Origin of the sequence: Vibrio sp. V12_P9A6T4, from assembly GCF_963874835.1 — a bacterium.
GTDB classification, from domain to species: domain Bacteria; phylum Pseudomonadota; class Gammaproteobacteria; order Enterobacterales; family Vibrionaceae; genus Vibrio; species Vibrio anguillarum.
Genome location: NZ_CAWNJO010000053.1, coordinates 18,711 through 38,564, shown reverse-complemented (window position 1 = coordinate 38,564; position 19,854 = coordinate 18,711). Strand labels below are relative to the sequence as shown.

The 19,854-nt window shown below is 46.2% G+C and carries 17 protein-coding genes; 6 read left to right on the top strand and 11 right to left on the bottom strand.

Annotation, left to right across the window (positions count from 1 at the left end; translation table 11 throughout):
• A partial coding sequence (locus tag AACQ42_RS08780) for a VCBS domain-containing protein (RefSeq protein ID WP_254918576.1) occupies window positions 1-1,089 on the bottom strand: 1,089 nt, incomplete at its 3' end.
• 480 nt (window positions 1,090-1,569) lie between these two features.
• Between AACQ42_RS08780 and AACQ42_RS08775 the strand changes: the two genes are divergently transcribed.
• The 3 genes from AACQ42_RS08775 (at window position 1,570) to AACQ42_RS08765 (ending at window position 3,964) form a co-directional block, all read left to right on the top strand.
• Window positions 1,570-2,880 (top strand): TolC family outer membrane protein, encoded by a 1,311-nt coding sequence (locus tag AACQ42_RS08775; RefSeq protein ID WP_094165612.1) that lies wholly within the window; start codon window positions 1,570-1,572, stop codon window positions 2,878-2,880.
• On the top strand, window positions 2,861-3,496 hold the full coding sequence (locus AACQ42_RS08770; RefSeq protein ID WP_017042438.1) for an OmpA family protein: 636 nt from the start codon (window positions 2,861-2,863) through the stop codon (window positions 3,494-3,496). Before AACQ42_RS08775 ends, AACQ42_RS08770 begins: the two co-directional genes overlap by 20 nt.
• A 117-nt stretch (window positions 3,497-3,613) precedes the next feature.
• Window positions 3,614-3,964 carry a DUF2750 domain-containing protein gene (locus AACQ42_RS08765; protein ID WP_013856942.1) on the top strand — a complete coding sequence of 117 codons (351 nt, stop codon included), beginning with the start codon at window positions 3,614-3,616 and terminating at the stop codon, window positions 3,962-3,964.
• Between the two features lie 123 nt (window positions 3,965-4,087).
• Here the strand turns inward: AACQ42_RS08765 and queC are convergent, their stop codons facing one another.
• Together queC and queE are read right to left on the bottom strand one after the other, a co-directional pair.
• Complete coding sequence (gene queC, locus AACQ42_RS08760; protein ID WP_170935186.1) at window positions 4,088-4,783, bottom strand: 7-cyano-7-deazaguanine synthase QueC; 696 nt, start codon at window positions 4,781-4,783, stop codon at window positions 4,088-4,090.
• A gap of 10 nt (window positions 4,784-4,793) precedes the next feature.
• A complete protein-coding gene (queE, locus tag AACQ42_RS08755; RefSeq protein ID WP_176429668.1) occupies window positions 4,794-5,444 on the bottom strand; it encodes a 7-carboxy-7-deazaguanine synthase QueE in 651 nt (216 codons plus the stop codon).
• A 192-nt stretch (window positions 5,445-5,636) separates the two neighbouring features.
• Between queE and yidA the strand changes: the two genes are divergently transcribed.
• Window positions 5,637-6,455, top strand: a complete 819-nt coding sequence (gene yidA / locus AACQ42_RS08750; protein ID WP_094165610.1) for a sugar-phosphatase — start codon at window positions 5,637-5,639, stop codon at window positions 6,453-6,455.
• 58 nt (window positions 6,456-6,513) lie between these two features.
• Here the strand turns inward: yidA and AACQ42_RS08745 are convergent, their stop codons facing one another.
• The 8 genes from AACQ42_RS08745 to AACQ42_RS08710 form a co-directional block, all read right to left on the bottom strand.
• Window positions 6,514-7,938 carry a bifunctional NUDIX hydrolase/phosphatase PAP2 family protein gene (locus tag AACQ42_RS08745; protein WP_094165609.1) on the bottom strand — a complete coding sequence of 475 codons (1,425 nt, stop codon included), beginning with the start codon at window positions 7,936-7,938 and terminating at the stop codon, window positions 6,514-6,516.
• 29 nt (window positions 7,939-7,967) lie between these two features.
• Window positions 7,968-8,450 (bottom strand): GNAT family N-acetyltransferase, encoded by a 483-nt coding sequence (locus tag AACQ42_RS08740; protein ID WP_017046144.1) that lies wholly within the window; start codon window positions 8,448-8,450, stop codon window positions 7,968-7,970.
• A 224-nt stretch (window positions 8,451-8,674) separates the two neighbouring features.
• Entirely contained in the window at window positions 8,675-10,552 is a 1,878-nt protein-coding gene (locus tag AACQ42_RS08735; protein ID WP_094165608.1) for a propionyl-CoA synthetase, read from the bottom strand.
• Between the two features lie 27 nt (window positions 10,553-10,579).
• Window positions 10,580-11,770: a 2-methylaconitate cis-trans isomerase PrpF gene (prpF, locus tag AACQ42_RS08730; RefSeq protein ID WP_094165607.1), complete on the bottom strand. Its 1,191-nt coding sequence runs from the start codon at window positions 11,768-11,770 to the stop codon at window positions 10,580-10,582.
• On the bottom strand, window positions 11,767-14,373 hold the full coding sequence (gene acnD, locus AACQ42_RS08725) for a Fe/S-dependent 2-methylisocitrate dehydratase AcnD (RefSeq protein ID WP_094165606.1): 2,607 nt from the start codon (window positions 14,371-14,373) through the stop codon (window positions 11,767-11,769). The genes prpF and acnD overlap by 4 nt, the downstream gene beginning before the upstream one ends.
• Window positions 14,374-14,476: 103 nt before the next feature.
• Entirely contained in the window at window positions 14,477-15,604 is a 1,128-nt protein-coding gene (prpC, locus tag AACQ42_RS08720; protein WP_094165605.1) for a bifunctional 2-methylcitrate synthase/citrate synthase, read from the bottom strand.
• A 26-nt stretch (window positions 15,605-15,630) separates the two neighbouring features.
• Window positions 15,631-16,527, bottom strand: coding sequence for a methylisocitrate lyase (gene prpB / locus AACQ42_RS08715; protein WP_017046149.1), 897 nt, complete (start codon window positions 16,525-16,527; stop codon window positions 15,631-15,633).
• Between the two features lie 113 nt (window positions 16,528-16,640).
• Window positions 16,641-17,351, bottom strand: a complete 711-nt coding sequence (locus tag AACQ42_RS08710; RefSeq protein WP_029388357.1) for a GntR family transcriptional regulator — start codon at window positions 17,349-17,351, stop codon at window positions 16,641-16,643.
• A gap of 273 nt (window positions 17,352-17,624) precedes the next feature.
• Here AACQ42_RS08710 and AACQ42_RS08705 point away from each other — a divergent pair, with 273 nt between their 5' ends.
• The gene (locus AACQ42_RS08705; RefSeq protein ID WP_094126993.1) at window positions 17,625-18,455 is read left to right on the top strand and encodes a hypothetical protein; all 831 of its coding nucleotides are present in this window, start codon (window positions 17,625-17,627) and stop codon (window positions 18,453-18,455) included.
• 250 nt (window positions 18,456-18,705) lie between these two features.
• Entirely contained in the window at window positions 18,706-19,677 is a 972-nt protein-coding gene (locus tag AACQ42_RS08700; RefSeq protein ID WP_094125328.1) for a tripartite tricarboxylate transporter substrate binding protein, read from the top strand.
• Window positions 19,678-19,854 lie beyond the last annotated feature (177 nt).

Below are 19,854 nucleotides of genomic sequence, written 5' to 3'. Positions count from 1 at the left end.
TGGCGCATCGTTGGTGCCCGTCACTGTGATGGTGATCGTTTGGGTGTCTGTGCCACCTTGGCCATCGGCAACTTGGACGGTCACTTCGACGTCGGTCGTCTCGCCTACCGCGAGGGAGTCGTAAGCCGCATCTTTCGGATCGAACGTCCAAGCATTTCCTGTCAACGTGAAGCCAGCTGGCGCACTCGCCGCATCGCCATTCGCATCAACCAGGCTGTACGTCAGGTCGCCCTGCGCCGTATCCACATCGGTCGCCGTCACCGTGCCGCTGATCACATCGCCACCTTCGGTCGCGCCGGCCTCTACATCCGCCGCCGCCACTGGCGCATCGTTGGTGCCCGTCACTGTGATGGTGATCGTTTGGGTGTCTGTGCCACCTTGGCCATCGGCAACTTGGACGGTCACTTCGACGTCGGTCGTCTCGCCTACCGCGAGGGAGTCGTAAGCCGCATCTTTCGGATCGAACGTCCAAGCATTTCCTGTCAACGTGAAGCCAGCTGGCGCACTCGCCGCATCGCCATTCGCATCAACCAGGCTGTACGTCAGGTCGCCCTGCGCCGTATCCACATCGGTCGCCGTCACCGTGCCGCTGATCACATCGCCACCTTCGGTCGCGCCGGCCTCTACATCCGCCGCCGCCACTGGCGCATCGTTGGTGCCCGTCACAATTAACCCTAAAGCACTTTGAGAATAGCTTTCTAATAGCGTTAAACTTTGTGTTTCAGAGAGGCCTAGCGCGGTGAGTGCTGACGTGGAGAATTCTGTTGCGGCTATGGTTTCCAAAGCGTCGCGAGCGATGCTGACTGAACCCGTCGGGCTTGAACCGTTCGATTCACCCGCTGCAGTTGCAAGATCTTCGCCTAGCTGTGTTGGGTCTTGGCCTTGCTCTAATGCTGCGAAAATTTCATTGATGTCATTAGTTATGTCTACGTTGCGACCATCGGCGTTAACTTTTGATATTTGTACATCATTATTATTGCCTACATCGTTTTGGGAGGCGTTACTGGCACTAATGATTATTTCACCAGGCAAGGTTTTTTCTCCTGGCTGAAGCACCCGTACATTGCCATTTGCATCCACAACGATCATCTGACCGAAAGTTAATGTTGTACCTAAAGAAAAAGAACCAAGTTCCATATAATGCCTCTAATAACTTCCGAATTCACAACGATGCGACTGTTTACATTCCTACATCTTTGCTACGTAATTTGTCATTTCTAATGGTAATAAATTAGCATTTAACACCTGTAATACAAAGGAAAAACCATTTTTACACTTTCTTATGTGACGTAGGTGGAGACTTAAGTCACACATTTATAGTTTGAATCAATATCACACTAAAGATGTACTTTATTATAAAAACAATCAACAATGTTTAATAAATGTTAATTGATGATTTGGTGTATGATTCTTTGCTAAAATCACGAATGTAATGAATATGTTGCTGTTTACTGATGAGAATTTAATGTTATTTTGTTGCGTTTTTCCATCAAGCGTCTCGATAATGCAACAGCTAATGCCGTACTATTGCGGCTTAAAAGAAGTAGAAGTCCCTAGAGGAGTGCCCAAGTGAATTGGATGAACATGAAAACGTTGAGCTACGCCATCGCACTCAGCTTCCCGATCTCTGTATATAGCCAGACTCTTGAGCAAGCGGTGTCAATAACGCTTGCAACCAATCCAAATATTAAAAGTGCATATAACGAATATGTGAGTAAGCGCTATAATAGCGAAGCCTCTTCTGGTGCTTACCTTCCAAGGATCGATCTCGATGCTGGTATTGGCTACGAAGCGGTAGATTTAGCCTCTGGTACTGAAAATGAACTTACTCGTAAAGAAGCCACCATTACCTTAACCCAACTGATTTGGGATGGTTCTTCGACTTTAAACGATATTGATCGTACTTCGGCTGATGCCGAATCGGTTCGTTTCCAACTCTTAGCTGACGCTCAAGATATCGCATTAGAGGTCACTAAGGTGTATCTCGATGCAACGAAAGCGTTTGAAATACTGACACTTTCTGAAAGCAACCTCTCAGTACATAAGAAAATATATCGTGATATACAAAAGCGTGTGGAATCAGGCATTGGTTCAACAGCTGATCTTTCTCAGGTTGAAGCTCGTTTAGCTAAAGCCCATGGCAATCTTTTAGCTGCACAGAATAATCTGTTTGATATACATACCCAGTTTAAACGGTTGGTAGGTCAACCTCCTCAAGATTTAATTTTCCCTAAAGCAGACCATTCTGCTTTGCCTTTTACCGTTGATGACGCTTTAGAAAAAGCCTACCAAGATCACCCGGTCATCAAAGTAGCGCAAGCCGATGTTGATTCCGCAAAGTTTCAATATAAACAAACTCAGGGAACAAATTACCCAACGTTATCTTTCGAAGCTGCACAAACATGGCGTGATGATGCCGGTGGGATAGAAGGTAACAGCGATGAATTCTCGGCCATGATTAGGATGCGTTACAACCTGTACAATGGTGGTTCAGATTCTGCGCGCACCGACAGTGCTGCCTACCAAATGAACAAAGCGAAAGATTTAAGAGATCGGACTTATCGTAGTGTTGAAGAGGGGTTGCGTTTATCTTGGAGCGCTCTCGATTTGACATTACAACAGAAAGAATTTTTAGCCGATCATGTTGATTCTGCTTCAGATACGGTTATTGCTTATGAAAAACAATATAAGCTCGGCAAGCGAACACTATTGGATGTGTTGAATACTGAAAATGAGCTTTTCGAAGCAAGAAAAGGTTATCTCGATGCCAAATACGATGAACAGTATGCAAAATACCGTGTTATGAATGCAACTGGGTCATTGTTGAGTTCGTTGAGAGTGGATACACCCAAAGAGTGGCATGATGCGGTGGAGTACTAACATGTTGAAATACTTATGGCCAATGATAGCGAGCTTACTCTTTATCACCTCGACGGCTTCATCTGCTAGAGATGATTATCCATATATTGATATGCCACTCGCTGATCAAATAGACGATTTACGTGACGATGATTTTGACGGCGTGATTAATGCCAGAGATTTGTGCCCCGAAACACCATTGAAGTCAGAGATCGATAATGATGGTTGTGGCACTTTCATTAAAACCGAAGAGCAACTCCAGCTTAGAATTCTGTTTGCGAATGATTCAGCAATAGTCAACCCTGTGTTTCTAAGTCAAATACGGTCAATGGCCAATTTTCTCAAGCAATACCCTTCAGCTTCGATTGAATTACAAGGTTATGCCAGTAAGGTTGGGAATCCAGGTTATAACTTAGAGTTATCGAAAAACCGAGCTTATAATGTCGAGAAGGCGCTTGTTAGTTACGGCATTAGCCATACTCGTGTCCGTATTGTTGGTTTTGGTGATACTGAACTGACAGAAAATGGTGATGATGATATTAGCCATGCGATGAATAGAAAAGTTGTCGCCACTGTCGTCGGCCACAAAGGTTCGGTGAAAGAAGAGTGGACCATTTTCACCAAACGCGAGCGTTGAAATCGATATTTATCGAGGATTGGGGCGTTTTCGCCCCTTTTTTCTGTCTAAAATTGTAATGAGTTTACTAGCACAAAATGCTATCCTTGCGCATCATCACCTTATGAGATAAAGATAATGAGCAAATTAACTGCTGACCTTCAAGCAAACTTAGAATTGTTTATTGAACAAACAAAAGAGACCCAACTAGTATGGGGCTTAAAAAATGAAGATGGTTGGCTGGCATGCGACTCGACAGAATTTGAAAGTAGTGAAGTTATGCCCTTTTGGTCAACCAAAGAAGATGCACAAACTCACAACGTTGAAGAGTGGTCTGACTTCGAAGTGTTAGAAATCCCTCTCGATATTTTCGTAGAAGATTGGTTGATTACCCTTGATGAAGATGGTGTGTTAATTGGCACCAACTGGAATGCAAGCTTAGAAGGTAAAGAAGTAGAACCTGCAGATTTGGCCAAAATGTACCTTTAGTGCCTTGAACTATTTAGTACCTTGAGCTAAATAATGGGTGTTCTATTTGCACGCTATTCCATTCGCAAACACTAGAACACCCGTTTAAATTTCACTTGATCTATACGTTGATTATTAGATACATCATAAAGTTACAGTTTGCTTTTGGTGAAGCGCATTCATCACCAACGCTTTGTTTACTAAATAATCGTTTAAACCCGCTTTACGTAGCTCACATGATGGGCAATCGCCACAACCATCACCAATAATACCGTTATAACAAGTCAGTGTTTCGTGTCTTATGAGTTCGAGAGCATCATGTTGATCCGCCAATGCCCAAGTTTCTGCTTTGTTTAGCCACATTAAAGGAGTACGAATGTTGAATGGGCGATCCATCCCTTGCACCAAAGCACTGTTCATCGCTTTAACAAAATCATTTCGGCAATCCGGATAGCCAGAAAAGTCTGTTTCACAAACACCAGTAATCACCTCATCTGCGCCTATTTGATACGCGTAAATACCCGCAAGGGTCAAAAACAGAATGTTACGCCCCGGCACAAACGAGTTCGGTAACCCATTCTCTTGTAACTCGTGTGATACTGGAATATCGTCACGAGTGAGTGAACTGATCGCTAACTCATTGAGTAAGCTTACATCCATGACTTTATGTGCAGCTACACCTAACTTTTTCGCTAAGGTGCTGGCAACCTCAATCTCGAGTTTATGGCGTTGGCCATAATCAAAGGTGATGGCGTGCACTTCATCAAACTCTTTTAATGCCTGAACCAAACAGGTTGTTGAATCTTGGCCACCACTAAATACCACAACGGCTTTTTTCATTTTCCTCTCCTCAGGCAATACTTAAATATTTATGCGTTTGAATCGATAAACGCCAGTTCCTCGCAATGCATGTTTCAATGCACAATTGGGTTGCCCGCTCTTTCTGACTAATAGGCTGTAAAGCAATCACTGTTGAATCAGGAACTTGCGCTCGCAGCAATAACGCATCTAGCTGTTCAATATCTTTAGCCGTTGCGACGGGGTGCTTGATCTCATTTGCTCTTAACAGAGCTGAATCGAGTACAGGCAGTTTGCCCTTCATTGCAACTTTTGGTGACACTGTCACCCATGCATTTGCCGAGGTTTGAACCGGGAATGTGCCGCTGGTTTCAATTTGAATGTGACATCCCATTGCCTCAAATGCTTGCGCAAGTGGACGCAGATCATAAATACACGGTTCACCGCCCGTAATTACAATATGTTTAGCATGATAACCCTGTGTTTTATAGAGCGACACCATCTCTTCTGCACTGACTGAGCACCAAGTTGGGCTATCTTGGGTTTTGGCTAGCACGTCATTGATTGGGCGTTCATCTTGCGGCGTTGCATCCCACGTCTGCTTTGTATCGCACCAAGCGCATCCCACTGGGCATTCTTGCAAACGAATAAAAACCGCAGGAACGCCGGTATGCACGCCTTCACCTTGAATGGTCTCAAACATTTCATTAATTTTGTACAACGTAAACTCAGCCTAACTCAATATCAAAAAATGCAGGTCGCTGACCTTAATAGATGCCTTGCCTTAGGTCAAACTAAACCCATCACGTGCGTAAAAATTTGACTAAATCAGTGGCGATCACATCTCAACTTGCATAAGCTGCTGGCTTTCTTCTTCACTTAATTTAGGTAAGTCATGTATAAACTCATCGCTTTAGATATGGACGGTACTCTTCTCAATAGCCAAAAACAGATCACAGCCAGAACAAAACAGGCTATAGCCAAAGCTCGTGAAAAAGGCGTAAAAGTGGTGCTGGCGTCTGGACGTCCCATTGATGGCATGCGCGATAAGTTGCAAGAACTGCATTTAAACTCAAATGAGGATTTTGTCCTTTACTACAACGGCTCAATGGTTCAAAACATTGGCAGTGGTGAAATTATTCATCACAAAATTATCGATGGCCGCTCTGCAAAATTAGTCGCTAACCTTGCTAACCAACTTAACGTGAATACGCACGCCTTTAGCCAAGTTCATGGTCTGATCACGCCTAAAATCAGTGAATATACCGAGCTTGAAGCAAGAATCAACGGACTGCCGATCACGGAAATGGATTTTGAACAGCTTGAAGATGATCATCCCATCATCAAAGCAATGATTGTGGCAGAGCCGAGCTTGCTACAAAAAGCCATTGAACAACTTCCTCCGGAACTCTATCAACAGTTTACCATTGTACAAAGTGCACCATTCTTTCTTGAATTCTTAAACACACAGAGTAATAAAGGCGTCGGTGTCAAAGCGATTGCCGAGCACTTGGGGATCGAGGCTAAACACATTATTTGTATGGGAGATGCTGAAAATGATCATCACATGCTGCAATACGCAGGACTTGGAATTGCAATGGCAAATGCGATGGAACAAACGAAGCAGCTAGCCGACTATATTACACTCAGTAACGACGACGATGGTGTGGCAGTTGCTATAGAAAAATTTGTACTCGGTGAGTCTCACAAATAGGCATTAAAGACGCCTCAGTCGAGGCGTCTTTAATCGGAATGTTGACTAAACAACCAGGTTAAGCACGGCATTTTCGCATGAAGCATGCAAAGATGAGCATGAGTATTGGCAAGCGGAGCGTCTCAACCATTAAAGAGAAAATACTGCTGTATGAAACGAGCGTGGCACCAAATAACACCACTTGATTGAGTGCTAATAACAAAATGATCATCAGCCACATTCGTTGAAGAGTGATGTGTAGTGGTTCAGTGTTCTTTGTCATAACTAAAGCCGATGCCGTCAGCAAAATGGCTAACCAAGCGGTGAAACTAGGCAAGGGCCAGATCATAGCCAGCAGTGCAACCGTGATCGTTAAACCCCACCATACCCCACGCGAACCCAGCAGTGTCCTGACGTCGGTATAAGATTGTTCATCTAAACGAACAATATGCCACGCAACCAGAGCGCCCAACAATCCACCTATCACCATATCGCTGATGAAGGCTTCCCCAATATAGAATTTGGCCAACATTAATAGCCCCATCAACACGATAAAACCCACAAACATTCGGTTGAAATCAAGATGATCAAAAGCTCGCAATAGTGATATCCCTACACCAAACCAAACTGCAATCGGTAAACTTGGAAAACCGTACCCGTAACTTTGGCAAAGTTCCAACAATGGTATATAGGCATGAGGTCTTGGTAATGCAAATCCTTGCTGAGCCACTAATGACAACAATGAACTCACGGTAACCACAAAAAATATCTTATAAACAGACTCTTTACCCAGATAACAGGCAATCACTGGAAACAAAACTATCAGCAATAAAGGATCCGTCAATTTGGTGATCCATACTGCGATTTGATAAATCGACGAACTCAGCGTATACGGCCATTCCGCGACCGTATTCTGCAATTTCATCATCCAGCCTAATTCGATTTGGTGAAACCGAGGCGCAGCAGAAACCAGATTCTCTACATAAATCACGGGTTGACTATCCGCTTCTTGATACATGGTTTTGATCCGATCCCATTGCTCAGGGTAACGATACTGACTTGCATCAATACGATACGGATCGATCAGCATTGCGCTAGCAACCTCGACACCATAATGAGGAGCAAACCAAATAGGCAACTCATGTCCATTACGGCTATTTTTTGACTCAAAAGCAATCACATCGGAATCACTGCGACAGCTGTAAACGACAGCCGTATCCGTATACCCCAACGTGCGCCCTACCGTTACAACAAGGCCCGTTTCTTCCCATGTTTCTCTTTGCGCGGCCAATTCTGGAGATTCACCGGGAGATATCGTCCCTCCTGGCAATGAAATCTGCTTGGTGATCACCTCGTTAACGAGCACGATCTTATGATCGGCTTTAACTAGGCATAGAGCACCACGAATATTATCTGGTAGCGTTACGGGTTGTTGAGCGACACCAACACTTGACCAGAACAACGACAGCAAACAGACACTCAACAATGAAAACTGTTTTAACACATTAAAAATCCATGATTATTATTATCGAATTACTTGCTATCGATTGACTTTCTTAACCAATGTATATGCGATGAAAAACCAGAACGTTGATAAAAAGATTGCGCTCCTTGGTTAAAATCCCACACTTCGACAAAGACTTGGGTAATACCGTACTCTTTTAATGTCTGTTCCATTTTTTGAAACAGCTGCTGTGCGATATGCTGCTGACGATATTGTGGCTCAACGTAAAGCTCATCAATACTGCCCATTGGTACCGCTTTGCTCACGCTTGAAATTAACTCGCAAAAGTGACCCGATATAAATCCCACAATTTGACTGTCTATTTTGGCAACGTAAACCAAACATTCCGGATCATCTAAATAACGAGCAATACTTTTTTCTTGTTCAATCTCTTCTGCTGTTTTGAAATGCTCAGGGCAAGCAAGGTGATGCTCATGATGAAGGTCATACATCAACTGATTCAGTTGCGGTAAATCACGATCACAAGCAGGAGTTATGATAACTAACGACATATTTCGCGCTCTGAATGAATAAAGCTTTGGCCGTGATTCTATAAGATAGTGATTAAAAAATATATCTTCATGCGTAGTGTTTTTGGTCGATTGAGCGCTAATCTCGTCTTAGAACTAAGACAGAGGAACTAAGAGAAACAAATAAAATGCGGATTACAAATTGGCAATAAAAACGCCTCATTCATCTGAGGCGCCTCAATTAATCGTCAACTATAGGGTAGTCGCTAGTGATGGAGCGCTTTTTCTAACTCACTCAAGCTCATTGGGTCATCAATTGTTGAAGGGACAGCATACTCTTCGCCATCGGCAATTTGTCGAATGACGCGACGCAGAATTTTACCAGAGCGCGTTTTGGGTAAACGATCAACAATTAACGCATGCTTAAAGCACGCTACCGCACCAATTTCACTGCGCACTTTGTTAACAAGTTCTTGTTCCAACTCGCGCTCATCCACCTTAACTCCATCTTTAAGCACCACCAACCCTAGCGGCAACTGCCCTTTCAGCTCGTCATACACTCCGACTACAGCACATTCGGCAACCGCAGGATGAGCACCGACGATTTCTTCCATCTCCCCCGTAGATAAACGATGGCCTGCAACGTTTATCACATCATCAATTCGCCCCATGATGAAGAGATAACCCTCTTCATCCAAATAGCCACCATCACCAGAAACATAGTAACCGTCAAATTGAGCAAGGTAACCGGACTCAAATCGTTCGTGATCACGCCATATCGTCGCTAAACAACTTGGTGGTAAGGGGCGTTTCAACGCCACAAACCCTTGTTGATTGGCAGGCATCACTTCACCTAGCTCATTGAGAATCTCAACCTGATAACCGGGAATCGGTTTCGTTGCTGACCCCGCTTTAATTGGCATTGACTCAAGCCCTATCGGATTTCCAGCAATCGCCCAACCGGTTTCGGTTTGCCACCAATGGTCAACTACCGGCTTTTGAGTGTGCTGTTCTACCCATTCAAGTGTCGGCGGGTCAAGACGCTCTCCGGCCATAAAAATAGTGGTTAAAGTGGATAAATCATAATGTTTGAGTAGATCGCCATTGGGATCTTCTTTTTTGATGGCGCGAAAGGCGGTAGGCGCAGAAAAAAGTACGTCCACTTTATACTCTTGGCACACTCGCCAAAATGCAGCCGGATCGGGTGTGCGCACCGGTTTACCTTCATATAAAATGGTGGTGCAACCGTGAATCAAGGGCGCATAAACAATGTAAGAGTGACCGACTACCCACCCCACGTCCGACGCAGCCCAAAAAACACCTTGCTGAGGCATATTGTAGATGGTTGACATGGAGTACTTCATCGCGACTGCATGACCACCGTTGTCGCGCACCACCCCTTTGGGTTTGCCTGTCGTACCTGATGTGTAAAGAATATAAAGCGGATCGGTCGCCAAAACCGGCACACAATCATGTGGCGGCGCTTCTTTAACGGCTCGATTCCACTCTAGATCTCGCTCATTATTTAAGTCAGCCACATGCTCCGAGCGTTGTAACACCACCACTTTTTCCGGCTTCCATTTGCTGTCTAAAATGGCACGGTCAACTAAGGGTTTGTAGGGTAAAATCTTATTGATTTCGATACCGCAAGATGCCGTCATGATCACTTTCGGTTCAGCATCTTCAATACGTACCGCTAATTCATTGGGTGCAAAACCGCCAAAAACGACAGAGTGAATCGCGCCAAGCCGTGCACAAGCGAGCATCGCCATCACTGCTTCCGGGATCATTGGCATATAAATGATCACCCGATCGCCTTTAGCAACACCTTGCATTGCCAGCATTCCCGCCACTTTCGCTACCTGATCTCGTAATTGTGTATAGCTGTATTGACGCTTTCTTCCGGTTACTGGGGAATCATAAATCAGCGCGGTTTGCTCACCTCGCCCCTGCTCACAATGAAAATCTAGCGCCAACCAACAGGTATTGAGTACACCATCGGTAAACCAGCGTTCAATGCCATGTTCATCTTTTTGTAAGATAGTTTGGGGAAACTCAAACCACTCAATCTGCCGAGCTTGAGCCTGCCAAAATGATTCAGGTTCAGATTGAGCCCATTGATATTCCTTTAAATATGCCGACATAACATTTCCCTTAACATGATTTGAGGCTTAACGATGGACTCGCACCCAACCTTCCATTAACACCCGCGCGCTGCGGCTCATACTGGCTTTCTCTATTCCCCAATGACCCTCTCGTAAAACGGCTTTAGCGCCTACTTTCAGCGTACCGGATGGATGACCAAAAGTGACCGATTCTTTTGCTCCACCGCCCGCCAACATATTCACTAACGTTCCCGGGACACTGGCCGCTGAAGCGATGGCCACGGCGGCCGTTCCCATCATCGCATGATGCAGTTTTCCCATAGACAGTGCGCGCACCACAATATCGACATCGTTCGCCGATACCGCTTTACCACTGGATGACAAATAGGATTGCGCTTTTGCCACAAACGCTACTTTAGGCGTATGTTGGCGCAGTTGGGCTTGTTCAATATGCTCAATCAAACCCATTTTCACAGCGCCATAAGCGCGAATCGCTTCAAACATCGCCAAGGTATGATCATCATTGTTGATCGCCTCTTGAAGTTCAGTACCTTGATAACCGATGTCGTGTGCATCGATAAAAATCGTCGGAATGCCCGCATTAATGAGCGTTGCATTCAAGGTTCCCATGCCGGGGATTTGCAGTTGGTCGAGCACATTTCCGGTTGGGAACATCACACCGCTATCATCGGCAGGATCGAGAAAATCAACCGCAATTTCGGCGGCGGGAAAAGTCACCCCATCAAGTTCGAAATCGCCACACTCTTGCACTTCACCCTGCTCAATTGGCACATGGATGAGAATAGTTTTGCCAATGTTGGCTTGCCAAACGCGAACCGTCACTACACCGTTATTAGGGATCTGTTCTGGGTCGATAAAACCGCTGTGAATCGCAAATGGCCCTACTGCCGCAGAAAGGTTACCGCAGTTGCCGCTCCAGTCTACAAACGCTTTGTCTATCGAAACTTGGCCGAATAGATAATCGACATCGTGATCGGCTTGCTCACTTTTGGAGAGAATCACGGCTTTGCTGGTGCTAGAACTTGCGCCGCCCATGCCATCAATTTGTTTGCCATAAGGATCGGGGCTACCAATGACACGCAACAGCAGTTGATCTCGTGCCTCTCCCGCTTGCTGAGCCTCTTTGGGTAAATCTTCAAGCCGAAAAAACACGCCCTTACTGGTGCCGCCGCGCATATACATCGCCGGAATTTTTAATGAGTTACTCACCTGATACTCCTTTATCCTTAGCGTCATTGAGCCAGAAAATCTTGCGCAAAACGCTGCAATACGCCACCAGCCTGATACACACTGACTTCATCAGCCGTGTCTAAACGACAAGTCACCGTAACCTTCTGCTGTTCGCCCTTATTTGCGCCTTGCGTACGCGTGATCACCAAGCTTAAGTCGACGCCCGGCTTAATATCTCCCACCACATCATAAAGCTCAGTACCATCGAGTTGCAGTGTGTGGCGGTCCGTTCCCGTTTTAAATTGCAGTGGCAGAACACCCATCCCGACTAAATTCGTGCGATGGATCCGTTCAAACCCCTCGGCAACAATGGCTTCAACTCCCGCCAAACGTACACCTTTCGCCGCCCAATCACGTGACGAACCTTGCCCATAATCGGCCCCAGCAATAATGATCAATGGCTGCTTACGATCCATATAAGTCTCTATCACTTCCCACATGCGGGTAACCAAGCCTTCAGGTTCAATACGCGCTAACGAACCTTGCTTTACTTTGCCCTCCTCTTGCACCATCTCATTGAACAGTTTGGGGTTAGCAAAAGTGGCGCGTTGCGCGGTCAGATGGTCACCACGATGCGTGGCATAGGAGTTAAAATCTTGCTCCGGAACGCCCATTTTGAGCAAATATTCCCCAGCGGCACTGGTCGCTAAAATAGCGTTCGATGGCGATAAATGATCCGTAGTGATGTTGTCAGCTAAAATCGCCAAAGGTCGCATGGCTGACAACCGACGTTCACCCGCTAACGCACCTTCCCAATAAGGCGGACGACGGATATAAGTGCTCATGGGGCGCCAATCATAAAGTGGCTTTTGTTTGGCCATGTGCTCATCTAATTTAAACATCTGAATGTAGATTTGTTTGAACTGTTCGGGCTTAACATGACGCGCCACCACATCATCGATCTCTTCATCGGTTGGCCATAATTCATTGAGGTAAATCGGCTTGCCTTGCGCATCTATTCCCAACGCGTCTTTTTCAATATCAAAACGAATCGTACCCGCAAGTGCATACGCCACCACCAATGGCGGAGAGGCAAGAAAAGCCTGCTTCGCATAGGGATGGATGCGGCCATCAAAGTTTCGGTTACCTGATAGCACAGCCGTCGTATAGAGATCGCGTTCAATGATTTGCTGCTCAATCCTAGGATCAAGTGCGCCACTCATGCCATTACAGGTAGTGCATGCATAAGCGACGATGCCAAAACCGAGCTGTTCTAGCTCAGGCAGCAGACCGGCTTCCTCTAAATAAAGTTTGGCTACTTTTGAGCCCGGTGCAAAAGAGGTTTTGACCCAAGGTTTGCGAACCAAACCCAATTGATTGGCCTTTTTCGCCAGCAACGCGGCGGCCACGACATTGCGCGGATTACTGGTATTGGTGCACGAAGTAATGGCGGCGATGATCACTGCGCCATCAGGTAATTCGCCTTCTTTGGTTTGCCACGCCCCCGCAATACCGCGCTCGGTCAGTTCGCTTGTCGGCAAACGGCGATGAGGATTCGAAGGCCCGGCTAAATTGCGCTGTACACTTGAGAGATCAAACTCCAGCACCCGTTCGTATTGCGCTTCAATCAAATCATCGGCCCATAAGCCGGTTTGCTTAGCGTACTGTTCAACCAAGGCTACTTGCTGTGCGTCTCGACCCGTGAGTTTGAGATAGTTGATGGTTTGCTCATCAATATAGAACATACCTGCGGTTGCACCATATTCAGGTGTCATATTGGAAAGCGTTGCACGATCGCCAATCGTCAATGCGCGAGCGCCTTCTCCGAAAAACTCCAGATAACAAGACACCACGCGCTGATTTCGCAAGAACTCCGTAATGGCAAGCACAATGTCGGTCGCGGTGATCCCCGCTTGGCGTTGACCGGTTAGTTTAACGCCGACAATATCGGGCAGACGCATCATCGAAGGGCGACCTAACATCACCGTTTCGGCTTCTAACCCACCGACACCAATCGCCAGCACGCCTAATGAATCGACATGAGGAGTATGGCTGTCAGTACCGACACAAGTATCTGGAAATGCTAAACCGTTTTTCACTTGGATGACGGGCGACATTTTTTCTAAGTTAATCTGGTGCATGATGCCATTACCCGCCGGAATAACGCTGACATTTTCAAAGGCGGTTTTGCACCATTCGATGAAGTGAAAGCGATCTTCATTGCGGCGATCTTCAATCGCACGGTTTTTTTCAAACGCGTCAGCTTCGAAGCCGGCATGTTCAACCGCGAGTGAGTGATCGACAATCAGTTGCGTTTCCACCACAGGGTTTACTTTGGATGGATCACCGCCTTGCTGAGCGATCGCGTCTCTTAACCCCGCCAAGTCCACTAAAGCGGTTTGCCCTAAAATGTCGTGGCACACCACACGCGCCGGATACCACGGGAAGTCGAGATCGCGCTTACGCTCAATCAGCTGTTTCAGCGAATCAACCAATGTGTGCGGCTCACAGCGGCGGACTAAGTTTTCCGCCAGTATTCGTGAGGTGTAAGGTAGCCGATCATACGCTCCGGCTTGGATATCATTGACCGCTTGTCGTGCATCAAAATACTCCAGCGCGGTCGCTGGTAATACTTTTTTGTATTGGCTGTTGATCGTTTGATGACTCATCAATTCCACCCATAAAACTGTCTATTCGAAACATTGTCTAGCGAGCTAGGTTTTACCTGCCATCAAACCATACACCAAAGGAGCATGGCTTGATTTCATCCCATTAACGCTGCTCTATTGGTATCCACTCTTGATGTTCAGGACCGTCATAATCGGCACTTGGGCGAATAATTCGGTTATTAGCGCGCTGCTCAAACACATGAGCGGCCCAGCCGGTTAATCGACTCATCACAAAAATAGGGGTAAATAATGGCGTAGGAATACCCATAAAATGGTAGGCCGAAGCGTGGAAGAAATCCGCATTACAAAATAGGTCTTTCTCACGTTTCATCACCGCTTCAACACGTTCTGATACCGCGTACAAATGCGTATCACCCACCGCTTCAGATAACGCTTTTGACCAACGTTTGATCAATGCGTTACGCGGGTCACTTTCACGATAAATAGCATGACCAAAACCCATTATTTTGTCTTTATTAGCCAACATTTGCAGAATATTGGCCTCAGCTTCGTCCGGTGTTTGCCAGCGTTCGATCATCGCCATCGCCGCTTCATTGGCTCCACCATGCAACGGGCCACGCAGTGTGCCAATCGCCCCGGTTACGCAAGAGTGAATATCTGACAGTGTAGAAGCACAAACGCGCGCGGAAAACGTTGATGCATTAAACTCATGCTCTGCGTACAGAATCAATGAGCAATGCATCACCTGCTTATGCAGCTCGCTCGGTGCTTTTCCTGTCAGCATTTTTAAGAAGTAGCCACCAATGCATGCTTCGCTTTGATCTTCAGTCTCAATCCGGATGCCTTGGTGGCTGAAACGATACCAATAACAGATAATAGCGGGGAAAAGTGCCAACATCCGTTCGGTCGCACTCAACTGCTCAGCAAAACTGTGCTCAGTTTCAAGGTTGCCTAAAACTGAACAGCCAGTGCGCATTACGTCCATTGGATGTGTACTGGCTGGCAACAGCTCTAGCGCGGCTTTTAACGGCTGCGGTAAACCTCGTAATCCCATTAAGCGGGTTTTGTACTGGTCAAGTTCACTTTGATTAGGTAAATGGCCAATCAATAACAGATGAGCGACCTCTTCAAACTGTGCATGGTTGGCAAGATCGGTGATGTCATAACCTCGATAAGTTAGACCCGTCCCAGTTTTTCCGACAGTACATAAAGCGGTGACTCCCGCGCTTTGACCGCGCAGACCTGCGCCGCCCAGTGGTGCGTTTGACATGTTGAACTCCTTTTCCTTTGTTTTTATTATTCCTTTGATGAAAAAAGCTCGTCGAGCTTATCTTCGTAATCGTGGTAATTGAGATAGTCATACAGCTCGCTACGGGTTTGCATGCTATCGAGCAAAGCTTGTTGGTTGCCCTGCTCTAATAAATGGCGATAGACATTCTCAGCCGCTTTATTCATCGCACGAAACGCACTCAATGGGTAAAGCACCATATCCACTTTCACTTGAGCAAGTTCTGCACATGGGTAGAGCGGCGTCTGACCAAACTCAGTAATGTTGGCTAAAATCGGCACTGATTTACCACAAGCTGCGCTTAGCGCGGTGGAGAAACGATCGTACTGCTCAAGAGTGGTCATCGCTTCGGGGAAAATCATATCGGCTCCGGCCTGCACGCAAGCAATGGCACGTTCAATGGCGCTATCAATTCCTTCCACCGCTAACGCATCGGTACGCGCCATGATCACAAACTCTGGGTTCACTCGTGCATCTACCGCGGCTTTTACGCGGTCAACCATCTCTTGCTGGCTGACGATCGCTTTATTAGGGCGATGCCCGCAGCGTTTCTGCGCAACTTGATCTTCCATATGCACGGCAGCAGCGCCCGCTTTCTCCATCGCTTTGATAGTGCGAGCAATGCTAAATGCGCCGCCAAAACCGGTATCAATATCCACCAACAAAGGCAAATCACACGCATTGGTGATGCGCTCAACATCCACCAGCACATCATTTAATGTGGTGATACCTAAATCGGGCAAACCATACGAAGCGTTAGCGATGCCACCACCCGACAGATAAATGGCTTGGTGGCCTAAACGTTTGGCCATCATTGCGCAATAGGGATTGATCGTGCCGACAATCTGCAGTGGATCATTTTGTTGAACAGCGAGTCTAAATTTCGCCCCCTGACTTAAGCTCATGAGATTCTCCTAATCAGTCGCTTGGTTATCGCCCTTATTCAAGGCCGCTCTATGCGTGGTTCTTGGTTTGCTTCATTGCAGGCATGATTATTTTCTGCCCACCGCCCTGTGGCTTACTCTTTTACTATCTGCTGTTCAATCAAGATTCGACTGCCCGAAATATGGCGTCGCATCAACATCTCAGCCAGTTCTTCATCGCCGTTTTTGATCGCTTGTAGAATGTATTTGTGCTCGTCCAACGCCTCCTTCGGGCGTGAATGTGAGCGTGGCGATTGATAACGATACATGCGCAGTAAGTGATAGAGCTCATCACACAATAAAGTCACTAATTTATGATTACGGCTGGCTTTGATGATGCGGTAATGAAAGTCAAAATCACCGTGTTGATGAAAATAGGAAGCCCCTTCGACTTGCTCAATATGATTCGAATGTGTAGACAATAATGCCTCTAGCCCTTGTAATTCAGAGGGCGAAATGTTGCGCGCCGCTAACCTTGCCGCCATACCCTCTAGCGCTTCGCGTACTGCATAAAGCTCTACCAACTTACCGGGTGACAACTCAATGACTCGCGCACCCACATGTGAAACACGTTCGATCAACCCCAAGCCTTCCACACGCATTATCGCTTCACGCAGTGGCCCACGGCTGACTTGAAAACGTTTGGCGAGTTCGGGTTCTGAAATCTTGCTGCCCGGTGCTATACGCCCTTCAACAATCGCCTCAATCAAATACTCCGTAAGGTTTTCCGATTTGGTGTTCTCTTTTTCTCGTTCAACAGCGTGTGGTTTTGTATCAGTACTGTTTAGTGTTAGTGCACTATTCATCTTGTTATCGCTCACAGGTTAGATTCATGCTGAGACGCAAAGCACTCACACACTTACATGTGTTAACAATTATTAAAGCTTATTGTTAAAATAGACCATAAAACCATCGGCAATCAACAAAATTGTCGACACATTAGACTAATGTATAAGAAACTTAATGATTAAATTTGAACCAGAAGAAGATAAAACTCTGTGAGCTTGAAAAGAGAAAAGTGTCGATTTCGCAGATAGAATAAGCAGTGCAACCCATTACCGATGACACGGCCGTCACTTATGAATCTTTGCAAGAGAATCACGCACTCTCCTTTTGGTTACGCTCTCGCCTGCTCGTTGCTCTTATCTGGATGCATTGCTTACAACAGTAAACCGAAAAATCCGCGCAGCTACCCACTACTGAGTGAGGCGATCTATTCTGAAGATGATCTTTCATTGGCAGACAACCCAAATATTATTCGCACGGCAATAGAGCAGAATCAATCGGTTACGATCAATGACCTCAACGCGCTAACAAGCCAGTTACCTATTGTTTTTCCTGAATTAAATTTACACCTTGAGCAAGAACACTCATTTGATGCTCGCTTATTTCAAAGCGCAGTACAGCAACTTGTTGCTCAATTTGCTTGTGAATTGTACAGCAGCCAGCAAATGCCCGATTCGGTTCAAATGTGTGCAAACGATGGCCGTGTAACACCGAACAACTTAGGTTATTTGCCTTTCCAGCAAGGCAAGTATTCGGGTGAGCGCTTAACGGTTCATCGACATTCTCTACCGCAAGGTTCTCAATCGCAAAGTGTAGCTGTTGATCTCTATCTTAAAAGCACATCGGAGCGACCACTGAGTTCAATATGGGGCTCGACGCATACTTTAGGGCGGTTCCATGGATCGCACTTTTCATCGGACAGTGTGGTACTCACCGTCTACTTCGAAGGGCATGTGTTAGATGAGCGTCATCAATGGCAAGCCCAATATCCCGAACCTTTGATCTTTTTCTTACTGCTGCCCAGTATCACGACCTTACTTCAACAAGGTAATGACACCTCAGCTGCGCAATTTGCAATGAATAACACCCGATTACTGCTAGTAGATAGTGAGACAAGACGCTAACGAAGACTCGTCACACAACGCAGCAAAATAACGCTGTGAACTTTATGAACAAAAACGTTTTTATGCCCTATATTGTTTTTATCTACGCATTAGAGACAAACCTGTAACAGGTTATTAACTTAACGTATCTGCATTAGATCATTGATGCAGTCATGATAACAACGATAAGCACCCTATCTCCGCCTGCAGCATTCAGTCACAAACGCTCCAAGGTAAAGATGAAGATGCGCCCTACATAAGGAACGTGAATATGTTTAAGCAGTTCAAACCAACCCTCACTGCATCCATACTGGCTGCAACCTTTTCTGTTAGCAGCTTCGCCGCTGATATTGAGAAACTTCACATTTTAGTACCCGGTGGCGCGGGGGGGGGTTGGGACATGACGGCTCGTGGTACAGGTGATGTACTGATGAAAACCGACATTGTCGGCAATGTGTCTTACCAAAACTTATCCGGTGGTGGTGGTGGTAAAGCGATTGCACACCTAATTGAAACCGCAGACCGCCAAGAAGATACCTTGATGGTCAACTCTACACCGATTGTTGTTCGTTCTTTATCCGGTGTTTTTCCACAATCCTTCCGCGATTTAACACCGATTGCCGCCACTGTTTCTGATTATGGCGCTATCGTTGCTGCGGGCGATTCAAAATACAAAACGTGGGAAGATGCGGTTGCCGATTTCAAAGACAACCCGCGTAAAGTCAAAGTCGCTGGCGGTTCTGCTCGTGGCAGTATGGATCACTTAGTCGCCGCGGCCGCCTTCAAAGGGCAAGGGTTGGATCCAAAAGAAGTTCGCTACATCGCCTATGACGCGGGTGGCAAAGCCATGGCGGCACTGCTTTCTGGTGAAACACAACTGCTTTCAACAGGCTTAGGTGAAGTGCTTGAAATGTCCAAGTCTGGCCAAGTGAAAATTTTGGCGATCACCGCCCCTAAACGTTTGGAATCTGCCCCGAATATTCCAACATTAACTGACTATGGCAACCCAACAGTCTTTGCTAACTGGCGCGGCTTCTTCGCAGCCCCTGGGATCAGCCAAGAGAAGATTGATCAGTGGAACGCAGCATTAGCGAAAATGTACACCACCGATGAATGGAAAATCGTCCGCGACCGTAATGGTTGGATCGATAACTATCAAGCGGATAAAGAGTTTTACGCCTTCTTAGAAGCCCAAGAGAAAGAGATGGGTGATCTGATGCGTGAGCTCGGTTTCCTGAAGTAAGGTCGCTAAGGGGACAGTTCCTTGCCTTGTCCCCGCTAGCAACACTTTTGCCGTGTGCAGTTATGCTCAATACTCCTTTGTTTATCAGGCAAATATGAATAGGAAAACCTCCATACACCTATCCCTTTGCCCTTAGTTAATCAATTCATTAACTCGCTGCTACACGGCTCTTTTCTC

Coding starts and splice junctions, on each gene's coding strand:
- AACQ42_RS08735 (WP_094165608.1), bottom strand. CDS start 10,552: ATGTCGGCATATTTAAAGGAATATCAATGGGCTCAATCTGAACCTGAA.
- AACQ42_RS08765 (WP_013856942.1), top strand. CDS start 3,614: ATGAGCAAATTAACTGCTGACCTTCAAGCAAACTTAGAATTGTTTATT.
- AACQ42_RS08700 (WP_094125328.1), top strand. CDS start 18,706: ATGTTTAAGCAGTTCAAACCAACCCTCACTGCATCCATACTGGCTGCA.
- AACQ42_RS08705 (WP_094126993.1), top strand. CDS start 17,625: ATGAATCTTTGCAAGAGAATCACGCACTCTCCTTTTGGTTACGCTCTC.
- AACQ42_RS08710 (WP_029388357.1), bottom strand. CDS start 17,351: ATGAATAGTGCACTAACACTAAACAGTACTGATACAAAACCACACGCT.
- yidA (WP_094165610.1), top strand. CDS start 5,637: ATGTATAAACTCATCGCTTTAGATATGGACGGTACTCTTCTCAATAGC.
- prpB (WP_017046149.1), bottom strand. CDS start 16,527: ATGAGCTTAAGTCAGGGGGCGAAATTTAGACTCGCTGTTCAACAAAAT.
- prpC (WP_094165605.1), bottom strand. CDS start 15,604: ATGTCAAACGCACCACTGGGCGGCGCAGGTCTGCGCGGTCAAAGCGCG.
- acnD (WP_094165606.1), bottom strand. CDS start 14,373: ATGAGTCATCAAACGATCAACAGCCAATACAAAAAAGTATTACCAGCG.
- AACQ42_RS08770 (WP_017042438.1), top strand. CDS start 2,861: ATGATGCGGTGGAGTACTAACATGTTGAAATACTTATGGCCAATGATA.
- queC (WP_170935186.1), bottom strand. CDS start 4,783: ATGAAAAAAGCCGTTGTGGTATTTAGTGGTGGCCAAGATTCAACAACC.
- AACQ42_RS08740 (WP_017046144.1), bottom strand. CDS start 8,450: ATGTCGTTAGTTATCATAACTCCTGCTTGTGATCGTGATTTACCGCAA.
- prpF (WP_094165607.1), bottom strand. CDS start 11,770: ATGACGCTAAGGATAAAGGAGTATCAGGTGAGTAACTCATTAAAAATT.
- queE (WP_176429668.1), bottom strand. CDS start 5,444: ATGTTTGAGACCATTCAAGGTGAAGGCGTGCATACCGGCGTTCCTGCG.